18 protein-coding genes, 2 tRNA genes and 1 pseudogene are annotated in these 19711 nt (G+C 67.9%); 17 read left to right on the plus strand and 4 right to left on the minus strand.

Annotated elements, in window-relative coordinates; genetic code table 11:
• Positions 1 to 19: 19 nt before the first annotated feature.
• The gene (locus N440_RS04970) at positions 20 to 589 is read right to left on the minus strand and encodes a TlpA disulfide reductase family protein (RefSeq protein WP_133934285.1); all 570 of its coding nucleotides are present in this window, start codon (positions 587 to 589) and stop codon (positions 20 to 22) included.
• 162 nt (positions 590 to 751) lie between these two features.
• Between N440_RS04970 and N440_RS20315 the strand changes: the two genes are divergently transcribed.
• Positions 752 to 892 (plus strand): hypothetical protein, encoded by a 141-nt coding sequence (locus N440_RS20315; protein ID WP_008268513.1) that lies wholly within the window; start codon positions 752 to 754, stop codon positions 890 to 892.
• A gap of 52 nt (positions 893 to 944) precedes the next feature.
• Here N440_RS20315 and N440_RS04975 read toward each other — a convergent pair whose 3' ends face one another.
• Together N440_RS04975 and N440_RS04980 are read right to left on the minus strand one after the other, a co-directional pair.
• Complete coding sequence (locus N440_RS04975; protein WP_133934286.1) at positions 945 to 1229, minus strand: hypothetical protein; 285 nt, start codon at positions 1227 to 1229, stop codon at positions 945 to 947.
• 31 nt (positions 1230 to 1260) lie between these two features.
• Positions 1261 to 2028, minus strand: a complete 768-nt coding sequence (locus N440_RS04980) for a MipA/OmpV family protein (protein WP_133934287.1) — start codon at positions 2026 to 2028, stop codon at positions 1261 to 1263.
• 145 nt (positions 2029 to 2173) lie between these two features.
• Here N440_RS04980 and N440_RS04985 point away from each other — a divergent pair, with 145 nt between their 5' ends.
• The 13 genes and pseudogenes from N440_RS04985 (at position 2174) to N440_RS05045 (ending at position 15959) form a co-directional block, all read left to right on the plus strand.
• Positions 2174 to 2845, plus strand: coding sequence for a response regulator transcription factor (locus tag N440_RS04985; protein ID WP_133934288.1), 672 nt, complete (start codon positions 2174 to 2176; stop codon positions 2843 to 2845).
• 1 nt (position 2846) lies between these two features.
• Positions 2847 to 4190: a HAMP domain-containing sensor histidine kinase gene (locus tag N440_RS04990; RefSeq protein ID WP_133934289.1), complete on the plus strand. Its 1344-nt coding sequence runs from the start codon at positions 2847 to 2849 to the stop codon at positions 4188 to 4190.
• Positions 4191 to 4249: 59 nt separating this feature from the next.
• Positions 4250 to 6649 (plus strand): DNA internalization-related competence protein ComEC/Rec2, encoded by a 2400-nt coding sequence (locus tag N440_RS04995; protein WP_133934290.1) that lies wholly within the window; start codon positions 4250 to 4252, stop codon positions 6647 to 6649.
• A 3-nt stretch (positions 6650 to 6652) separates the two neighbouring features.
• Entirely contained in the window at positions 6653 to 7315 is a 663-nt protein-coding gene (locus N440_RS05000; RefSeq protein ID WP_133934291.1) for a MotA/TolQ/ExbB proton channel family protein, read from the plus strand.
• 3 nt (positions 7316 to 7318) lie between these two features.
• Positions 7319 to 7741, plus strand: a complete 423-nt coding sequence (locus N440_RS05005) for a biopolymer transporter ExbD (RefSeq protein ID WP_004152323.1) — start codon at positions 7319 to 7321, stop codon at positions 7739 to 7741.
• A complete protein-coding gene (gene msbA / locus N440_RS05010; protein WP_133934292.1) occupies positions 7738 to 9486 on the plus strand; it encodes a lipid A export permease/ATP-binding protein MsbA in 1749 nt (582 codons plus the stop codon). Before N440_RS05005 ends, msbA begins: the two co-directional genes overlap by 4 nt.
• A complete protein-coding gene (gene lpxK, locus N440_RS05015; RefSeq protein WP_133934293.1) occupies positions 9486 to 10505 on the plus strand; it encodes a tetraacyldisaccharide 4'-kinase in 1020 nt (339 codons plus the stop codon). The genes msbA and lpxK overlap by 1 nt, the downstream gene beginning before the upstream one ends.
• A 75-nt stretch (positions 10506 to 10580) precedes the next feature.
• The gene (kdsB, locus tag N440_RS05020; RefSeq protein ID WP_133934294.1) at positions 10581 to 11354 is read left to right on the plus strand and encodes a 3-deoxy-manno-octulosonate cytidylyltransferase; all 774 of its coding nucleotides are present in this window, start codon (positions 10581 to 10583) and stop codon (positions 11352 to 11354) included.
• Positions 11351 to 11838, plus strand: a pseudogene (locus N440_RS05025) (low molecular weight protein-tyrosine-phosphatase). The gene kdsB and the pseudogene N440_RS05025 overlap by 4 nt, the downstream one beginning before the upstream one ends.
• Positions 11835 to 13247 (plus strand): hypothetical protein, encoded by a 1413-nt coding sequence (locus N440_RS05030; protein ID WP_133934295.1) that lies wholly within the window; start codon positions 11835 to 11837, stop codon positions 13245 to 13247. The pseudogene N440_RS05025 and the gene N440_RS05030 overlap by 4 nt, the downstream one beginning before the upstream one ends.
• Positions 13244 to 15088 carry an excinuclease ABC subunit UvrC gene (uvrC, locus tag N440_RS05035; protein ID WP_133934296.1) on the plus strand — a complete coding sequence of 615 codons (1845 nt, stop codon included), beginning with the start codon at positions 13244 to 13246 and terminating at the stop codon, positions 15086 to 15088. The genes N440_RS05030 and uvrC overlap by 4 nt, the downstream gene beginning before the upstream one ends.
• 19 nt (positions 15089 to 15107) lie before the next feature.
• A complete protein-coding gene (pgsA, locus tag N440_RS05040) occupies positions 15108 to 15737 on the plus strand; it encodes a CDP-diacylglycerol--glycerol-3-phosphate 3-phosphatidyltransferase (RefSeq protein ID WP_040008180.1) in 630 nt (209 codons plus the stop codon).
• A gap of 146 nt (positions 15738 to 15883) precedes the next feature.
• Positions 15884 to 15959, plus strand: a tRNA-Gly gene (locus N440_RS05045).
• Positions 15960 to 16018: 59 nt separating this feature from the next.
• On the opposite strand, the gene N440_RS05050 is transcribed toward N440_RS05045, so the two are convergent.
• On the minus strand, positions 16019 to 16579 hold the full coding sequence (locus N440_RS05050) for an Rrf2 family transcriptional regulator (RefSeq protein ID WP_133934297.1): 561 nt from the start codon (positions 16577 to 16579) through the stop codon (positions 16019 to 16021).
• A 286-nt stretch (positions 16580 to 16865) separates the two neighbouring features.
• Between N440_RS05050 and N440_RS05055 the strand changes: the two genes are divergently transcribed.
• From N440_RS05055 to N440_RS05065, 3 genes are all read left to right on the plus strand, one after another.
• Positions 16866 to 18077 carry an NAD(P)/FAD-dependent oxidoreductase gene (locus N440_RS05055; protein WP_133934298.1) on the plus strand — a complete coding sequence of 404 codons (1212 nt, stop codon included), beginning with the start codon at positions 16866 to 16868 and terminating at the stop codon, positions 18075 to 18077.
• A gap of 162 nt (positions 18078 to 18239) precedes the next feature.
• Positions 18240 to 19346 (plus strand): NAD(P)/FAD-dependent oxidoreductase, encoded by a 1107-nt coding sequence (locus N440_RS05060; protein ID WP_133934299.1) that lies wholly within the window; start codon positions 18240 to 18242, stop codon positions 19344 to 19346.
• A gap of 116 nt (positions 19347 to 19462) precedes the next feature.
• A tRNA-Gly gene (locus tag N440_RS05065) sits at positions 19463 to 19538 on the plus strand.
• Positions 19539 to 19711: the final 173 nt, after the last annotated feature.

Below are 19711 nucleotides of genomic sequence, written 5' to 3' on the forward strand. Positions count from 1 at the left end.
GGGGCTGGCGCGTGCCAGGTCAGGGCAGGGCGAGGTCCGGCGCCAACGACGTCATGGCGGCCTGTACGACCTGCTCATCAAGCTGGCCCACATGCTTGTAGGCCACGCCCCCATCGCTGCCCAGCACGATCAGCATCGGCGTGACCGTTGCGCGATAGCGCTTCGATGCATCGCCTTCGCTGTCGATGGCGACCGGGAAGCGCAGATCGTGCGCGCCGGCGTAGTCGGCCAGTTCATCGTAGGGGGGAAGTCCCACACCGATCAGTTCGCTGGCACCCCGTGCAGCGGCGATCTTCCGCACATGTGGCATCGAGGCCAGGCAGTAGCGGCAGGTCGTGGAAAAGAAGTACAGGATCTGCGGCGCAGCGCGTGGGCCGCCCAGCTGCACACGGGCCTGCTGCGTGGTCTTCAGCGCAAGCGGGCCGGGAACGCTGCCAAGTGCCAGGCCGTGCGCTTCAAGCCGCATCTCCTGCAGCTGCGAGGCCATCTGTTGGTTGATCTGCCGCAGCTGGCGGTTCTGCCATCCCAGCGCGACGATCAGCGCAGACAGCAGCAGGGCCACAACGGGGAACAGGACGCGCTTGATCATCGATCATCCTTGAACGCAGCGTTGGGCCGAACATACCGGAACTGGCGCACAGGTTGTTAAGCCGATGTTCGCCACGCGCGCGCGGGTGCCGCGCCTGTACTAGAGTGGCACCCGCGCAGGCATGCGCGCCTGCCTTCCCCTCATTACCAGAAGGATTTCCCGATGAGCGATCATGTCCCGGTGTCCCGGCCCAACCCAGTGCTTGAACTGCTGTTCGGCGGCAACATGCTGGAGGGCACGTTCAAGGCGGTGGTCTGGGTGGCCCTGCTGGCTGCGGTCCTGGCCTGGACCACCTTCCGCTGAGTCCTTGCGCGGCGCTGCAGCACCGGCTGCAGGCGCCGTTGCTACCCTGCGCTCAGGCGTTGAAGGCCTGGCGCAGGCTGCGCAGGGTCGCCTGGCGCTGTTCCTTCGCGGTGGCCTCACCCATCTCCAGCTCCTGCAGGCGCAGCCCGACCAGGGTCATCGACAGCGCGTAGCCGCGTGCCGCATCGGCAACGCGCGAAAGTCCCAGGGCGCGCCGCGCCAACGCGTTCACGTGTTCCAGGTCGGGCATCAGGCCCAGGTAGGCGCGCTCGGCGCTTTCCAGGTCGGGAGCACGCAGGATCGCGTGCGCTTCTGCAGCAGGGGAGACGGAGGCCATGGGGGGGTCCTTGTCCGTAGCAGGCGCTCGATCAGAACGAGCGCATCAGGGAAACGAAGGCCGACGTCTGTGTACCACGTCGTGCCATCGGGCTGTCCTTCACCGCATCGCCGAACCACTGGTTGGCGACCACGCCTGTCGCACGCCACTGGGTACCCAGCGGCGTGCTGACCGCGATCTGCAGGCTCGGCGATGTCGTGCTGCCCGGGCGGTAGGCCGCCAGGCCCGAGCGCAGTGCTTCCTCGTCGCTGATGCCGTAGTAGTAGTCCAGCAGGCGTGCGCTGGAGTGCACCACGCCCACCCGTGGCACCCAGGTGAAGCGGCCGGCCTGGATCGGATAGCTGTAATGCAGGCGCGATTCGAAACCACCGCCATGCCCGGTGATCTCACGCATCACACCGGCCTCGACAATGCCCCAGTCGGCGCTGTATTCACCGTTGATTCCTGCCATGGCCGACATCTGCCGGCTGTGCAGGCGGCGCAGCTGCGGATCATTCACGTCGTCGGTCTTGAAGCGCAGCGTGTAGGGCGTCAGTGCTGCCGACAGCCGCAGGCCCTGGCCCTTGTACAGGTACATGCCCAGCGAGCCGGGGCTGGCGAAGAAGCGCTGGCCCTGCCAGGAAATCGCCGGTACGACCAGCGGCTTGACGTCGTAGTGCGCATACGCGCCGGACGTCGCACCCGCGGTGATGCCGGCCTGCACGCCCGGGCTGCGGTCGGCGGCATGCGTGATCAACGGCAGGCCGATGGCAGCGGAGAACAGCAGGGGGCGCAGCAGGGTCGGGGACAGCGACGGCATCGATCAGCCACTTTGCGGGGGATGGCTGTGCAGGGTGCGGGCCCAACATTGTCAGAACATTGCGCCTGGGCAATCGGCATGCAATGACGCCCAAGGCAGGCGCCAGGCACTATGATCGGCACCGTTTCCGGCAGCCGAGTCCCTGATGCGCATCCTTCTGGTCGAAGACGATCCTGATCTGTCCCGTGCCCTGCAATCGGGCCTGGAACGGCAGGGCGTGGTGGCCGATGTGGTCGGCAGCCTGGCCGAGGCGGCCATCGCGCTGCGCGAACAGGTGCACCAGCTGATGCTGCTCGACCGCCAGCTTCCCGATGGTGACGGCGCCGGTTTTGTCGCCACTGCGCGGTCACTGCGCCCGAACCTGGCGGTGATCATGCTGACCGCCAAGGGGACGTTGTCGGACAAGGTCGAAGGGCTGGACGTCGGTGCCGATGACTACCTGGTCAAGCCGGTGGCGATCGAGGAACTGATGGCGCGCATCCGCGCGGTGTCGCGGCGGCCGTCTGCGATGGTGACGCCGAGCCTGCGGCTGGGACACCTCGAATTCGACTTCGAATCGCTGCAGGCCCAGGTGGAAGGCCAGCCGCTGCCGCTGCCGCGCCGGCAGGTGCTGGTGCTGCAGGCGCTGGCGATGCGGCAGGGGCGCACGGTTACCCGCAGTGCACTGGAAGCGGCGGTTTACGGCTTCGATGATGAGATCCAGTCCAATGCACTCGACGCGCACATCTCCAAGCTGCGCAAGGCGCTTCAGCAGGCCGGGGCGGGCGTGGAGATCCACGTGATCCGGGGCGTCGGCTACCTGCTGGCGGAGGCCTGAGATGGCGCGCCCGATCCGTTCCATCACGCTCGGCCTGGCCTGGCGGCTGTTCCTGGCGCAGGCATTCACCGTGCTGTTCGCGGTGGTCGCGCTGATCCTGACCTGGGGTGACAAGGACTCCTGGGGCATGGACATGTTCATGGCCGAGGCGGTGGCCAAGGCCGTGCACAGTGAGGGTGGCAGGTTGGTGCTGGACGAGGCGCGCTGGCGCAGGCTGGACGCGGATGCAGGGGGCAACCTCTGGTTCGCGGCGGTCGACGACAAGGGGGGCTGGCTGGAACGCGGAACCATTCCAGCCATCCACGCGCCGCTGCTGGCGCGGTTGCCGGCGCTGGGCGCCACCGAACTCGGTTCGCTGGTGCCGCCGTATCTGGATGTGGCAAGGGTGATGATCCGCAACGAGGATGGTCGGCGCATCACGGTGATGGTGGGGGGCGCACCGAAGGGTGGGCTGCTGGATGGCGCACTGATGGTGTTGCGCCTGATTGGCTTGTGGTTCTTCCTGCCGCTGATCGTGGTCACGTTGCTGGTGATGCCGACGGTGATCCACCGCGCGATGCGCGGTGTGCGGCGTTCCGCGCAGCAGGCCAAGGAGCTGGATATCGGCCAGCCGGGCGCGCGGCTGGATGCGCAGCTGGTTTCGACCGAAGTTGCACCGCTGGTGGAAGCGTTCAACGATGCGATCGACAAGGTGCAGCAGGGCTACGCGGCGCGCGACAAGTTCCTCGCCGATGCCGCACACGAGCTGCGCGTGCCGATCGCGGTGGTGCAGGCGCGCCTGTCACAGCTGCCGCAGGGCGAACTCAAGTCACAGCTGCTCACTGACGTCGCCCGCCTTGGCAACGTGGCCGAGCATCTGCTTGACCTGCAGCGGCTCGACCGCAATGTCGGCGCGCTGCAACGGCTGGACCTGGCGCTGCTGGTGCGCGAAGCCGCTGCCGAGCTGGCGCCGCTGGTGGTAGGGGCGGGCTATGGCTTCGAGGTGGATGCGCCGGACGCGCCGGCGTGGATCCACGGCGACAGCCTGGCGCTGGGGCGGGTGATCGCCAACCTGGTGCACAACGCCATCGTTCACGGTGGCGGGCGCGGCACCATCTGCGTGCGCCTGGATGAGCGCGGCCTGCTGGAGGTCAGCGATCAGGGTGCCGGCATTCCGGTCAATGATCGCGAGGCGATCTTCGAGCCGTTCCACCGGCTGCGTGCGGCCGGCAGTGGCAGCGGACTGGGCCTGCATCTGGTGAAGGAGATCGTGCAGCACCACGGCGGCTCGGTCAGTGTCGGCGAAGCGACCGGCGGCGGCGCCAGCTTCCGGGTCAATTTCCATCGCGGGACCGTTCGGCGCTGACACCTGCACGCGGCATTGCCCGATAGGCAGCCCGTCACGTTCGACGGCAGGCTGCACGGATGGCTCCCGAACACTCCGCGTCGCCCCTGTTCGGTGCGGGCAGTGCCGCAGGCTTGGTACTGGGCGCGCTGGCCTGCATGCAGTTGCCGGTGCTGCTGCCGTTGTGGCTGTGCGCGCCGTTGGCGGTTGCCGCTGTTGCCGGCTGGTTGGCGCGCTGGCGGGGCCGGGGCTGTGCGATGGCGGTGTTCGGGCTGGCATGGGCGACGCTGCACGGGCATTGGGCGCTGCACCACCAGATAGCTCCGGCTGCGCTGGCGCAGGATGTGCGGGTGCAGGGGCGCGTGATCGACCTTCCCCACAGCGGGCCGGGCTACACGCGCTTCATGTTGCATGTGGACGAGTCCGAGACGCTGCCAGCGTTGCGTGGCACACGCCTGCAGGTCACCTGGAATGATCCGTGGCGCGGGGCTGCAAGCGCCGGTAGTGACGGCGGGCGCCACGCAGTGCGCGCCGGGGCGCATTGGGAATTGTCATTGCGCCTGCGGGCGCCGCGTTCACGGATCAATCCGGGGGGCTTCGATGCCGAGCGGCATGCGCTGCAGCGGGGCATTTCCGGCAATGGCACGGTTCGTGATCCGGCAAGCGCTCGTGAGCGGCTGCCCGCACGGGGCCTGCAGGCCTGGCGTGAACGCAGCAGCGCCGCGATTGCCACGCAGGTGGCGCATCCGGCTGCACGGTTCGTGCAGGCGCTGGCACTGGGCGACACCCGTGGCGTGTCCGATGCCGACTGGGAGCACCTGCGCGCGCTGGGCCTGACCCATCTGGTCGCCATTTCCGGATTCCACGTGGGCGTGGTGGCTGGATTCGGTGTGTTGTTGTGCCGCGTGTCGTGGTGGTTGTGCCCGGCGCTGGGGCGGGTCCGGCCACGGCCGCAGGCCGCCGCGTGGGGCGCCGCGCTGGCCGCAGCCGCCTATGCCGTTGCGGCCGGCGGCGCGCTGCCGACCGTGCGCGCGGCATTGATGATCGGCCTGGTTGCGCTGGCCCGGGCCGGACGCCGCCCGGTTGCTGCGGGACAGGGGTTGGCGTTGGCTGCGATGGTGATGCTGCTGCCGGCGCCGATGTCGGTCCTGTCGGCAGGGTTCTGGTTGAGCTTTGGCGGAGTGCTGTGGCTGTTGTGGTGCCTGCCGCGCACCGGGCCGGAAGGCATCGGCGGTGGCCTGCGCGGTTTCCTGGCGGCGCAGGGGGTGGCCAGCCTGGGCCTGCTGCCCCTGTGCGTGGCCTTGTTCGGCGGTACCGCGCGGTTGGGGCCGCTGGTCAACCTGCCGATCATCCCGTGGTGGACGCTGCTGGTGGTGCCGCTGTCGCTGTTGGGGACCGCTCTTCACGCCCTGCACGACGGCGCGGGCGGATGGGCGTGGCGTGCCGCCGCCGGGTTGTTCGAGCTCAGCTGGCAGGCCCTGCAGCCCCTGGCGCTGCATCCGCGGGCGATGTGGTGGCTGGCCGAAGCGCCCGTCTGGGCGGTGCCGGCGGCATTGCTGGGGGTGTTCTGGTGGCTGCTGCCGCGCGGGGCAGGCGGTGCACTCAGCGGTCTGTTGCTGTGCCTGCCGTTGCTGTGGCCGGCGCGCGAGGCACCCGCAGAGGGCGAACTGGAACTGCTGGTGCACGATGTCGGCCAGGGCGCGGCGGTGCTGGTGCGCACGGCGCAGCACGCGCTCTGGTATGACGTCGGGCCGCCGAACGGTGGCAACGGCAATGAACGGATCCTGGTCCCGGCCCTGCGCGCGCTGGGCCAGGGGCCTCCCCGGCAGGTGATGCTCAGCCATGACCATCTGGATCACATCGGCAGCCTGCCCAGCCTGCGGCGGCAACTGCCCGGGCTGCAGGCGCTGGCCCCGCCCGGCAGCGCGATTGCCGGGGCCCTGCCGTGCCAGCAGGGAATGCGCTGGCAGTGGGACGGTGTTGATTTCCAGGTACTGCACCCGGCGCCCGGCAGCCGCCAGGCCGGCAACGAAGACAGCTGTGTGCTGCGCATCGCCAGCCGTCACGGCGTTGTCCTGCTGCCTGGTGACATTGGCCGGTCGACGGAACAGCGACTGCTGCAGGCGACACCAGCGGCGCTGAAGGCCGACGTGGTGCTGGTGCCGCATCATGGCAGTGGCGGCAGCTCCAGCGCGGCGTGGGTGGCGGCGGTGGCACCGCGGCTGGCGCTGGTTTCGGCCGGGCACCAGAACCGCTTCGGCCACCCGCGCCGGGAGGTGGTCCAGCGCTGGCAGGCGCAGGGAGCCGAGGTGCTGGCGACCGCCGACACCGGGGCGATCCGCGTATGGCTTGGCGCGCAAGGGCTGCAGCTGCGTGAACAGCGTGTCCACGCATCCCGTTGGTGGGATGCCGCTGGGCGGGCGCGGTCGGCTGCTATCCTATCGTCGATCGAACAAGCGGCCGTTGGGCCGGAGGGTTGAAACGTGTGGGAACTGGTCAAGGCCGGTGGCTGGCCGATGGTGCCGCTGCTGCTGTTGGGCGTACTGGCTTTGGCGATCATCCTGGAGCGTTTCTGGTCCTTGCGGCGGACGGAAGTGCTGCCGCCCGGCCTCGGCCAGGAAGTGCGCAACTGGGCCGCACGCGGCAAGCTCGATCCGGCCCATCTGCAGACCCTGCGTGCCAATTCGCCGCTGGGCGCGCTGCTGGCCGCCGCGCTGGAAGCGCGCAATCGCCCGCGTGACCAGATCCGCGAGCGCATCGAGGACACCGGCCGCCACCTAGTGCACCGTATGGAACGTTTCCTCAACGCACTGGGCACCATCGCCTCGGCGGGCCCGTTGCTGGGCCTGCTCGGCACGGTGATCGGCATGATCCAGATGTTCCTGGGCATCCTCGACCACGGCGTGGGCGACGTGAACCAGCTGGCCGGTGGCATCGGCAAGGCCCTGGTCTGCACCGCCACCGGCATGATCGTGGCGATTCCGGCGCTGATGTTCCATCGCTACTTCAAGGGCCGCATCCATGGTTACGTGGTGGAGATGGAGCAGGAAGCCAGCGCACTGCTGGATACGCTCGATGGCCGCCCCGGGGTGATGAACCCAGCTGCGGCGGTGCGTGCGTCCAACGCTGCCACGGCGAAGGCCTGATCGATGCGTATCGGCAACGACCGGTCACAGGATGAGCCGCATATCGATCTGGTACCGCTGATCGACGTCATCCTGGTGCTGATCATCTTCTTCGTGGTCACCACTACGTTCGATGCGCGTTCGACGCTGCAGGTGCAGCTGCCGACCGCCAGCCAGCAGCAGACCAACGAGCCGCCGCGCTCGCTCAGCGTGCTGATCAACGCCGAAGGCCGTTACTTCATCAATGATCAGGAAGTGCTGCGCAGCGACGTGGAGTCGGTCAAGCAGACCATTGCCGCCGTGGCGGGCAGCGATCGCGAGCAGACCGTGCTGCTGCGCGCCGATGCACGCACTCCGTACCAGGCCGTGGTGACCGCGCAGGACGCGCTGGGCCAGCTCGGCTTCCGCCGTATTGCCATTGCAACAGCACCCGAGGTGCGTCCATGAGTTCCAAACACGCGCCGGTGTGGCCGATCTACAAGCGTCTGCTGGGATATACCCGCGCCTACTGGGTCCTGATGGTCGCCGCTGTCATCGCCATGGCGGTGGAGTCGGTGGCCGGCTACTTCTTCACCAAGCTGATGGAGCCGCTGGTCAACCGCGGCTTCGTCAATCCCGAGCCAAAGATGGCGGTGATCCTGCCGTTGACCATCCTCGGCCTGTTCCTGATGCGAAGTGCCGCCACCTGGGTCAGCGACTACGCACTGGCCAAGACCGGCCGCAGCGTGGTGCGCGACCTGCGTGAGCAGGTACTGGCCAAGTACCTGCACCTGCCGTCCTCGCACTTCGATACCGAATCGACCCCGGTGATGGTCAGCCGCCTGAATTTCGACACCGAGCAGGTCACCCAGGCCAGTGCCGATGCACTCAAGACAGTGGTCGCCGATACCCTCACCATCATCGCGATGCTGGCGGTGATGCTGCAGATGAGCGTCAAGGTCACCGTGGCGATGCTGGTGGTGGTGCCGATGATCGGTGTGATCGTGTCCTACGTCGGCAAGCGCTACCGGCGCATCAGCCGTGGCATCCAGGACGGCATGGGCACGATGGCGCAGACTGCCGAGCAGTCGCTGGCCGCGCAGCAGGAAGTGAAGGTGCACGGCACCCAGCAGCATGAGATGTCGCGTTACTCGCGCCTGGCCAACCGCATGCTGGCGCTGAACATGAAGGTGGAGATCACCCGTGCCGGTGCGTCCAGCGTGGTCCAGTTCCTGGCCGCTCTGGCGCTGGCGGTGATCGTCTGGGTGTCGACCCGCGAAGCACTCGCCGGCCGTCTGAACGCCGGCCAGTTCATGGGCCTGATGATCTCGATGACCGCGATCATTCCCTCGCTGCGCCGCCTGACCAGCGTGCAGTCCTCGATCTCGCGTGGCGTGTCCGCTGCCGAACGCCTGTTCGGCATCCTCGACATGCCGGTCGAGCGCGACGAAGGCCGCAACACGGTGCAGCGCGTGCAGGGCGAACTGGCGTTCGAGCATGTCATGCTGCGCTACCGCGCCGACAGTGGCATCGCGCTGGATGACATCAGCTTCGTTGCCAAGCCGGGCACGGTCACCGCCATCGTCGGCCGTTCCGGCAGCGGCAAGACCAGCCTGATCCGGCTGGTACCGCGCTTCTACGAACCCAGTGGCGGGCGCATCACCCTCGACGGCGTGGCGCTGGACGACTATCCGCTGGCCGATCTGCGCCGCCAGGTGGCGATGGTCGGTCAGAAGGTCATGCTGTTCGACGACACCATCGGCGCCAACATCGCCTATGGCATGGAGGCAACCGATGATCAGATCCGCGCGGCCGCCGAAGCGGCCAACGCGTGGGAATTCATCGCGCGCTTGCCGCAGCAGCTGCAGACCCCGGTCGGCGAGAACGGCGCGCTGCTGTCCGGTGGCCAGCGCCAGCGCCTGGCGATCGCGCGCGCGATCCTGCGTGATGCCCCGATCCTGATCCTTGATGAAGCCACTGCTGCGCTCGACAACGAATCCGAGCGGCTGGTGCAGGACGCATTGCAGCGCCTGATGCCCGAGCGCACCACGCTGGTCATCGCGCACCGCCTGTCGACCATCGAGCATGCCGACCAGGTGCTGGTGATGGACCACGGTCGCATCGTTGAACGTGGCACCCACAAGGAGCTGCTGAGCATGGGTGGCCTGTACCAGCATCTGCACAGCATGCAGTTCCGCGAAAGGCAGGACTGATGGCTGGCAAGGGTACCCAGACCCCGCCGTACTGGTATGACGGCAGCCCGGTTCCCTGGGCGATGCGCCTGCTGGCGCCGCTGTACGCCGGTGTCACCGCGCTGCGCCGGCGTGCCTATCGGCGCGGCTGGCGCAAGCACTACACGCTGCCGGTGCCGGTCATCGTGGTCGGCAACATCACCGCGGGTGGGACCGGCAAGACGCCGTTGACGATCGCCCTGGTCGAGCGCCTGCGCGCCGCCGGCTGGAAGCCGGGCGTGGCCAGCCGCGGCTATGGCCGCGAGGATGCGGACACGCCGCTGTGGGTGCAGGCCGACACGCCAACCGCCAAGGGCGGTGACGAACCGGTGCTGATCGCGTGGAAGACCGGTGTGCCGGTGCGCGTGGACCGTGACCGCGTTGCCGCTGGCAAGGCATTGATCGAGGCCGGCTGTGATGTGATCGTCTGCGACGATGGCCTGCAGCATTATCGTCTGGCTCGCGACATCGAGATTGAAGTGGTCGATGCCCAGCGCCGCTACGGCAATGGCCGGATGATTCCGGCCGGGCCGCTGCGTGAGCCGGTCAGCCGCGCTACCGAGTGCGACTTCCGTGTGGTCAACCTCGGCCAGGCCGATGAGGACGCCGCAGCCCAGGCCTGTGGATTCGGCCAGTGGCCGATGGCTCTGCACATCGACAGTGCGCAGCCGCTGGCCGGTGGCCGTGCGCGCCCGCTGTCGTATTTCAAGGGCCAGCGTGTGCACGCGGTGGCCGGCATCGCCCATCCGCAGCGCTTCTTCGACATGCTGCGCGCGCGTGGCATCGGCGTGGTGCCGCATGCCTTCGCCGACCATCAGGTGTATCAGCCGCAGGACCTGTCCTTCGGCAGCCAGCTGCCGGTGCTGATGACCGAGAAGGACGCGGTGAAGTGCCGTCAGTTCGGCAACGACTGGCACTACGCCGTCCCGCTGCGCGCCGAGCTGCCTGCTGCGTTCTGGGTGGCGCTGACCGATCGCCTGGACAAGCTGAGACCGAACTGAGTGGCGCGGCGGCGCTTGCATTCACCCGTCGCCGGCCGCATTCCTGTTGCAACGAGCCTGCCGAGTACCGCCCGCATGACCGAATTCGTCGTCGCCATCCCGGCCCGCTACGCCGCATCGCGGCTGCCGGGCAAGCCGCTGCGCCTGCTGGGCGGTGAGCCGCTGGTCCTGCACGTGGCGCGCCGCGCGCTGCAGGCGGGCGCTGGCGAGGTATGGGTCGCCACCGACGATCAGCGCATTGCCGACACGCTGTCCGGGCTGGCCGAAGTGAAGGTGGCGATGACCGCGACGTCGCACGCGTCCGGCACCGACCGCCTGGCCGAGTGCGCGCGTATTGCCGGTTGGGCGAACGACACCGTGGTGGTGAACCTGCAGGGCGATGAACCGTTCGCGCCTGCGGCCGGCATCCGGGCAGTGGCCGACGCGCTGGTCGGCGGCAATGCGCCGATGTCGACCCTGGCCACCACCGTCGAGGACGCGCACACCCTGTTCGACCCGAACGTGGTCAAGCTGGTGCGCAACGTGCGCAACGAGGCGATGTACTTCAGCCGTGCGCCGATCGCCTGGCACCGCGATGGCTTCGCCCGCAGCCGCGACACCCTGCCGGAAGGCCATGCCTGGCTGCGCCATATCGGCATCTATGGGTATCGCGCCGGCTTCCTGCAGCAGTTCGCGGCGATGCCGCCGGGCCAGCTGGAGCAGGTCGAGTCGCTGGAACAGCTGCGGGTGCTGGAGGCCGGCTATCCGATCAGCGTGGCGATCTCGCCGGAACCGTTCCCGCCGGGCATCGATACCCCCGAGGACCTCGAGCGCGCCGAAGCGCTGCTGCAGGCAATGGCCGCGCGATGAGACTGCTGGTCGTCTGCCTCGGCAACATCTGCCGTTCGCCGATGGCCGAGGGTGCGCTGCGCGCACGCCTGGACGCCTCGCCGCTGGCCGGCCGGGTGCAGGTCGACTCGGCCGGCACCGGTGACTGGCACGTCGGTGAGCCACCGGACCGGCGCGCGATCGCCTGCGCGGCCGGGCACGGCGTGGACATCGGTGGCCTGCGCGCGCGCCAGTTGCAGGCTGCGGATTTCGACCGCTTCGACTGGATCCTGTGCGCCGACGAAGCCAATCTGCGTGATGCCGGTCGCCTGGCTGCACCCGCCCAGCGCGAGCAGCTGGCGCTGTACCTGCCGTGGTCGGGCGGAGAGGGGCGGGTGGCGATCCCGGATCCCTACACCGGCGGCAACGATCACTTCGACAGGTCTGGACGCTGGTCGACACTGCTGCAGAACGTGTCGTGGCACGACTGTTGCATGACGCCGACTCCGGCATAATCGGGCCATGAACGTCCAGCCCGTCCCGGACCTGCCCGAGTTCGCCACCTGGCTCAACGCCACCCCCTGCACCCTGACCGAACTGCGCGGTCGGCCGGTGGCGCTGTTGTTCGTCAACGCCGCCTCCGCCTGGAGCGCGCAGCGGCTGGCCGAGTTCGGCCAGTGGCTGTCACGCCACCCGGGCAAGCTGCAGCCGCTGGTGCTGCAGGTGCCGCGCTTTGATTTCGAGCGCGACCCGGGGGCCGCACTGAAGCTGCTGCGCCGGCAGGGCCTGACGATGCCGGTGCTGCTGGATGCCGACTGGGATGGCTGGCGTCGCTTCGGCATCAACGCCTGGCCAACGATGGTGCTGCTGGACGCGCAGGGCCGCGAGCAGCAACGGCTGGTCGGGCAGGGCGCGCCCGGTGAGCTTGAGCGTGCCTTGAACGCGCTGTGCCAGGGCGCCCCTTCGGCGCCGCCGCGGGGAGGCAGCGAACTGCATCCGGAGCCGCGCCAGGCCCTGCGTTTTCCGTTGGGGCTGGCCGTCAGCACCGAGCGCCTGTACATCGCCGACAGCGGCCATCACCGCATCCTCGAATGCAGCCATGGTGGCCGCATCCTGCGCCAGTTCGGGCTGGGCACCGCCGATTTCATGGATGGCAACCTTGCCGAGGCGGCGTTCCATCGACCGCAGGCGCTGGTCCTTGAACGCGACGCGCTGTACGTGGCCGATACGGGTAACCATGCGGTGCGACGCATCAACCTGCTCACCGGCATCGTCGACACGCTGTGCGGCAATGGCCGCCCCGGCGCGCCGGTAGAGGGCCCGGTTGCGCAGGCGCGGCAGGTATCGCTGGACCATCCGATCGGCCTGGCCATCGCCGACAACCAGCTGCATATCGCCATGGCCGGCGACAACCGCATCTGGAGCTATCACCTGGGCCAGCGCAGCCTGCAATGGCGCGCTGGCAGCGGTGCCATCGATGAGCGTGACGGCAGTGGCCACCTGGCCGCCTTCGCCCAGCCCACCGCGCTGGCCGTAGTGCAGCAGGTGCTGTACGTGGCCGACGCGCTGGGTTCTTCGATCCGTGCGCTGCAGCTGCGCGGCGATCTGGTGCAGACGCTGGTCGGGCAGGGGCCCTGGCGCTTCGGCAATGAGGATGGCCCGCGCGCGCAGGCCCGCCTGCAGTTCCCGCAGGCGATCGCCTTGAGTCCGGACGCTCCACTGCTGTGGATCGCCGATTCCGGCAACGGCCGCCTGCGCACGCTTCGCCTGGGCGGTGGCGAACTTACCACCCAGCCGCTACCGCGTCGCCTGCAGGGCCCGGCCGGGCTGGCCGTGGGCGCAGGCGCGGTGTGGATCGCCGAGACCGACGCCCACGCCGTACTGCGCCTGGACCCTGACAGTGGCGTGCTCAGCGAAGTGCCGATCAGCGAATGACCGACGTTCCCGCCCCGGCCTTCGACGGCAAGGCCTTTGCGGCCCATCTCAGCACCGCGCCCGGCGTGTACCGCATGTACGCGGCCGACGACACGTTGCTGTACGTGGGCAAGGCGCGTGCACTGCGCAACCGCGTCGGCAGCTATTTCAACGGCAGCCCGAAGAACGCGCGGATCATGTCGATGATCTCGCAGATCGCGCGCATGGACGTCACTGTCACGCGCTCGGAAGCCGAGGCGCTTCTGCTGGAAAACCAGCTGATCAAGTCGTTGTCGCCGCGCTACAACGTCTCGCTGCGCGACGACAAGACCTATCCCCATGTGCTGCTGACCCGTGAGGACTGGCCGCGCATCGCGCTGCATCGCGGTCCACGTGCCATTCCCGGCCGCTATTTCGGGCCGTATCCGGGCGTCACCGCAGTGCGCGAGACGCTGAACCTGATGCACAAGCTGTTCAAGCTGCGCAGCTGCGAGGACAGCGTGTTCCGCAATCGTTCGCGGCCGTGCCTGCAGTACCAGATCGGCCGCTGCAGTGCGCCCTGCGTGGAGCTGGTGGCGCCCGGCGAATATGCCGAGTCGGTGCGTCGTGCCGCGCTGTTCCTGGAAGGCAAGAGCGACGAGCTGACCCGCGAGCTGGGCGAGCAGATGCAGGCGGCCAGCGAGGCGTTGGAATTCGAGCAGGCCGCGCGCCTGCGCGATCTGATTTCCTCGCTGCGCAGCATGCAGACCCGTCAGTACGTGGATGGCCGCGCCGCCGACCTGGACGTGCTGGCGGTGGCCATGCAGGGCTCGCAGGCCTGTGTGCTGCTGCTGGCGTTCCGTGATGGGCGCAACCTGGGCACCCGTCCGTTCTTCCCGCGCACCAATGGCGAGGAAAGTCCCGAGGAAGTGCTGGCCGCGTTCGTCTCGCAGTACTACATCGAATTCGAGCCGCCGCGCGAGATCCTGCTGGATCGCGAGATTCCCGATGCCGACCTGCTGGTCGCCGCGCTGTCGGCCTCGGCCGAGCGCAAGGTGCAGCTGAAGTGGAACGTGCGTGGCGAGCGTGCCGGCTATGTGGAACTGGCCAGCCGCAACGCGCAGCTGACCCTGGCCACCGAACTCAACAGCCGCAACGCACAGCACGCACGCAGCGATGCGCTGCGCGACATGCTGGGCCTGGCCGAGCCGGTCAAGCGGGTGGAGTGCTTCGACATCAGCCATACCCTCGGCGAAGCCACCGTGGCCTCATGCGTGGTGTTCGACGCCGCCGGCCCGGTGCGCGCGCAGTACCGCCGCTTCAACATCAGCGGTATCGAGCCGGGGGATGACTACGCCGCCATGCGCCAGGCCATCGACCGCCGTTTCCGCCGTGCCGTGGAAGAGCAGGGCGTGTTGCCGGACGTGCTGCTGATCGACGGTGGCGCCGGCCAGTTGGCACAGGCCCAGGCCGCGCTGGCTGACCTGGGCGTGGAAGGCGTGCTGCTGGTAGGCGTGGCCAAGGGCGTGGAACGCCGCGCCGGCCATGAAGCGCTGGTGATGCCCGACGGCCGCGAACTGCGCCCGGGCGCGGCCAATCCCGCGCTGCAGTTCATCCAGCAGGTGCGCGACGAGGCGCACCGCTTCGCCATCACCGGCCACCGCGGCCGCCGGCAGAAGGCGCGGATGACCAGCAAGCTGGAGGACATCCCCGGTATCGGGCCGCGCCGCCGTGCCAGCCTGCTCAAGCATTTCGGTGGTCTTGTCGGCCTGAAAGCCGCTGGCGAAGCGGAAATCGCCAAGGTGGAAGGCATCAATGACGCCCTCGCGGCACGTATCTACGCTAACCTGCACGGGTTGGCCACGCCCGATGCGGCCGAGTAGAGAGAGAAGCACGCACGCCATGAAGTTGACCCTCCCCACCTGGCTGACGTTGTTGCGGATCGTGATGATCCCGGTGCTGGTGCTGGTGTTCTACCTGCCCTACACCTGGACCAACTTCGCTTCGGCGGCGATCTTCGGCCTGGCCGCGATCACCGACTGGCTCGATGGCTGGATCGCACGCCGCTACCAGCTGGAGTCGGCGTTCGGCGCGTTCCTGGACCCGGTCGCGGACAAGCTGATGGTGGCAGTGGCGCTGTTCCTGATCGTGCAGGGTCATCCGACGCCGTGGATGGCGTTCTGGGCGGCGGTGATCGTCGGCCGTGAGATCGCGGTGTCGGCGCTGCGCGAGTGGATGGCTGAACTGGGCCAGCGTGCCAAGGTACGCGTGGCGATGATCGGCAAGGTCAAGACCACCGCGCAGATGGTCGCGCTGCTGTGCCTGCTGTATTCAGTGGCGCCGAACGTACCTGTGCAGGACATCTGGATGGGCTGGCCGGTGTTCCATATCGGCGATTGGACCCTGGCGATTGCCGCCGTGCTGACCCTGTGGTCGGGCCTGCAGTACCTGCACGCCGCCTGGCCGAGCCTGCGCGAGGACGAGCGCGCTGCGCGCGAGCGTTCGCGGCAGAAGAAGCTGGGCAACGGTTGATCGGGCGCGACATCCACGCATGGCGTGGATCTACTGGAAATGCATGCATCCATGCCATGCGTAGATAGGCAATGCCAGGTGCCTCGCATACGCCTGAAAAAACCGCTTGACGCCATTCCTGGAACAGGTAGAATTTCGCCTCCCAAGCGGGAATAGCTCAGTTGGTAGAGCGCAACCTTGCCAAGGTTGAGGTCGCGAGTTCGAGTCTCGTTTCCCGCTCCAGATTCAAGAAGAACGCTCCCGCAAGGGGGCGTTTTTCGTTTGCGTGCGCGCCACCGTGATCAGTCATCGTCCTGCGTCGACGTGCGCGCACGCATGCCGGTGATGCGCGCTTCCTCGCGTGCCACCTGGCGGTCGGAAAACCACTCCTGCACATCGCCTGCAAAACTCGCCGGGCGCCCCTTGCCCTGCACACCTTCGGCAATCGACGCCAGACTGGAACGCGCCAGTTCTTCGCGCATGGCCTTCTGCGCATTGATCATCACCGCGTGGATGCCGCACACGCCGCGGTTGGCCCAGCGCGGTGGACTGCCATCGAACAGCGCGCAGCGCCCGCGGATCTCCTGGCAATCAAACAATGCCTTCTGTCCCTCAACGGCGTCGACCACATCCAGCACGCTGATGTCCTCGGGCGCACGCGCCAGCTGGTAGCCGCCGCGGATGCCGCCAGTGGACTCGACGATGCCCGCCTTCTCCAGCTTCGGAAAGATCTTCGCCATGAAGGCTGCCGGCACGCCCTGCAGTTCGGCCAGGTCGCGGCTGCTGGGCCGCTGTTCCAGCGGCGGGACCAGCCAGAGCAGGCAGTGCAGGGCGTACTCGACGCCCGTTCCGATGTGGGCCATGGGGCGGGTCCAGAAAAATGTAACGCGGACTATAGGGGCCTGAGTTACCCGCTGCAAGCGCGGAGCACCTGATCCAGGGCCTTGATTTCATTGGCGTTGTGGCCGTGAGGGTGTGCGGGGCAGGGACTGCTGGCCTGAACCATCCGCCATCAGTCGCTTGCCTCACATAACGCGGACTAATATGATCCGCGTTATGCGGCGTGCCGGCGCAGCACATCACTCTCGCCCCTGCCGTCCGCGTGCGGAGGGGCGCCTGAATCTCATGTCCCCTGAAGGATCTACTTCCGTGTCCAAACGCATTGTTGTCATCGGCGCCGGCTTTGCCGGCATGTGGAGCGCGCTGGCCGCCGCCCGTCTTCTCGATCAGGCTGCGCGTCATGATGTGGAGATCGTGCTGGTCGCGCCGTCCCCTGAGCTGCATGTGCGCCCACGCCTCTACGAAAAGGGGCCGGAGCGCATGGCGGCACCGCTGCGGGCCATCTTCGATGCCGTTGGCGTGCGCTATCTTGCCGGCCGCGTCGAACACATCGATGTCGCCAACCGGCAGGTACAGGTGGTGGGCGTGGGAGCCGATGCCGCAACGCAGGCATTGCACTACGATCGCCTGGTGCTGGCCGCTGGAAGTCGCCTGAACTGCCCGCCGATTCCCGGCCTGCAGCAGCACGCCTTCAATGTCGATCAGATCGCCGACGCGGCACGACTGCAGGCGCATCTGCAGCGTCTTGCCGGCCGGCCGGAAAGCGCAGGACGCAACACGGTGGTGATCGCAGGCGCCGGCTTCACCGGCATCGAAACCGCAGCCGAAATGCCGGCGCGCCTGCGCGACATACTCGGTGCCGATGCCGCGGTGAACGTCATCATGGTCGAGCGCGCCGATGCGCTGGGCCCTGACCTCGGTGAAGGCCCGCGCCCGGTCATCACCCAGGCCCTGACCGAGCTGGGCGTGTCGTGGCGGCTGGGTTCGGGCGTGGCCCACGTGGATGCCGATGGCGTGACCCTCGAGAACGGTGAACGCATCGACGCCGCGACCGTCATCTGGACGGCCGGTGCACGCGCCAGCGCCTTGACCGGGCAGATCCCCGGCCAGCACGACGCCGTGGGTCGCCTGCACGTGGATCGCACCCTCAAGGCGACGGGTGTCGACGCGGTGTTCGCCACGGGTGACTGCGCGCACGCCGCCACGGACGACGAGGGCAACGTAGCGATGATGTCCTGCCAGCACGCGATGAACCTGGGACGCTCGGCTGGCCACAACGTTGCAGCTGATCTGATCGGGGAAGCGATGATTCCGTATGCGCAGCCCAAGTACGTGACCTGCCTGGACCTGGGGCCGTGGGGCGCCGTCTACACCGAGGGCTGGGACCGCCAGGTCGTGCTGTCCGGTGCGGAAGCCAAGGCGCTGAAGACCCGCATCAACACCGAATGGATCTATCCGCCCAGTGGTGAGCGTGCGGAGATCCTGGCATTGGCCGACCCGCTCAGGATCGTGGTCGCCTGATAGCGCCAGGACGCTCTGCAGGCAACGCTCCCCGAAGGGAGCGTTGCTCTTCCGGCGCAACACGTGCAGGGCATCGCTTCATCCCCACTTCACCGTCATCCCATCGTCCCACCATGCGCTGGACTGAAGCTGTATCCCTCGTTTCCAGCCGGTGATGCAGCGATGCCCCACATCCCCTCCGCCTACGACCATGACGTGGTCATCGTCGGCGCCAGTTTCGCCGGTGCCGCCTGCGCACTGGCTGCTGCCCAGTACGGCCTGCGCGTCTGCGTGCTCGAACGCAAAGCCGATCCCGGCGAACGCCTGCACACCACCGGCATCGTGGTGAAGGAAGCGATGGAGCAGACCTGGCTGGGTCGCATGCCCGAACACCTTGTGCAACGCGTTGCGAATGTGCGCCTGTATGCGCCGAACCTGCGCAGCGTGCTGCTGACTGCACCGGGCTATTACTTCCTCACCACCGATACGCCGAACCTGATGCGCTGGCTGGCCAGCGAGCTGCGTGCGAACGGCGTGGACCTGCGACTGCAACAGTCCTTCATCGATGCCCGTCGCAGTGGCGACGGCTGGCAGGTGGAGGGTGCGGGGCGCTGCGCCTATCTGGTCGGTGCCGATGGCGCGCGTTCGCGCGTGGCCCAGCGCACCGGCCTCGGCCAGGTGCGTGACAACCTGTACGGCGTCGAGCGCGAGTTCGCTGGCCTGCAATTGCCGCAGGGCGATGCATTGCATTGCTTCATCAGCAAGCGCTTCGCACCGGGCTACATCGGCTGGGTCGCACAGAATCCGACGGGCCTGCAGGTCGGGTTGGCGCTGCGTCATGATCCGCAACGGGTGCGGGCGCCGGACATCGACGGGTTCATCAGCCACGTGCGCGATGTGGTCGGCATTCCGCAATCAGCGAGTCCCTCGGCGACCCGCGCCGGCCTGGTGCCGTGCGGCCGGCCGGAAGGCCCGATCACGGGCCCTCGCCTGATCCTGACCGGCGACGCCGCGGGCATCGTCTCGCCGCTCTCGGCCGGCGGCATCCATTCCTCATGGCGGCACGGTTGGGCCGTGGGCGATGCCATCGGTCGGCACCTGCGGGGCAGTGGCCCGCAGCCGGAGCGGGTGGCGCGGCAGGCGGCGCCGGCCTTCCGCGGCAAGCGCCTGCTGCGCTGGGCGATGGATCACCTGCAGGCCGATTGGCCGCTCAACGCATTGCTGCATACGGCGGTTACACGGCGCATCGCCGAGCAGATCTACTTCCACCGTCGAGGTCTTCGCATGTGAAGGGAGCGGGCCGTGACGCCCGAGTGCGACCCCACATATGAGGTGAAAATTCCTGTTGACGCCGTGCAGCAATATCGACACAATAGCGCTCCTTCGACGCAGGTCGAACGAAATCTGCGGGAATAGCTCAGTTGGTAGAGCGCAACCTTGCCAAGGTTGAGGTCGCGAGTTCGAGTCTCGTTTCCCGCTCCAGATTCAGTAGAAACGCTCCCGCAAGGGGGCGTTTTTTCGTTTGTCATGATGCCGGCCGCTGCAGTCGCTACAGTCACGCCACGGCATCTTCATGAAAGGCGTGGTATCAGTGCGCCTGCGGGGTGATCCCGACATCAGTGTCGCAATCGGAATGGCGGGGCGTGCGGTCGTGG

Source organism: Stenotrophomonas sp. CC22-02 (genome assembly GCF_004365115.1).
Taxonomy (GTDB): Bacteria; Pseudomonadota; Gammaproteobacteria; order Xanthomonadales; family Xanthomonadaceae; genus Stenotrophomonas; species Stenotrophomonas forensis.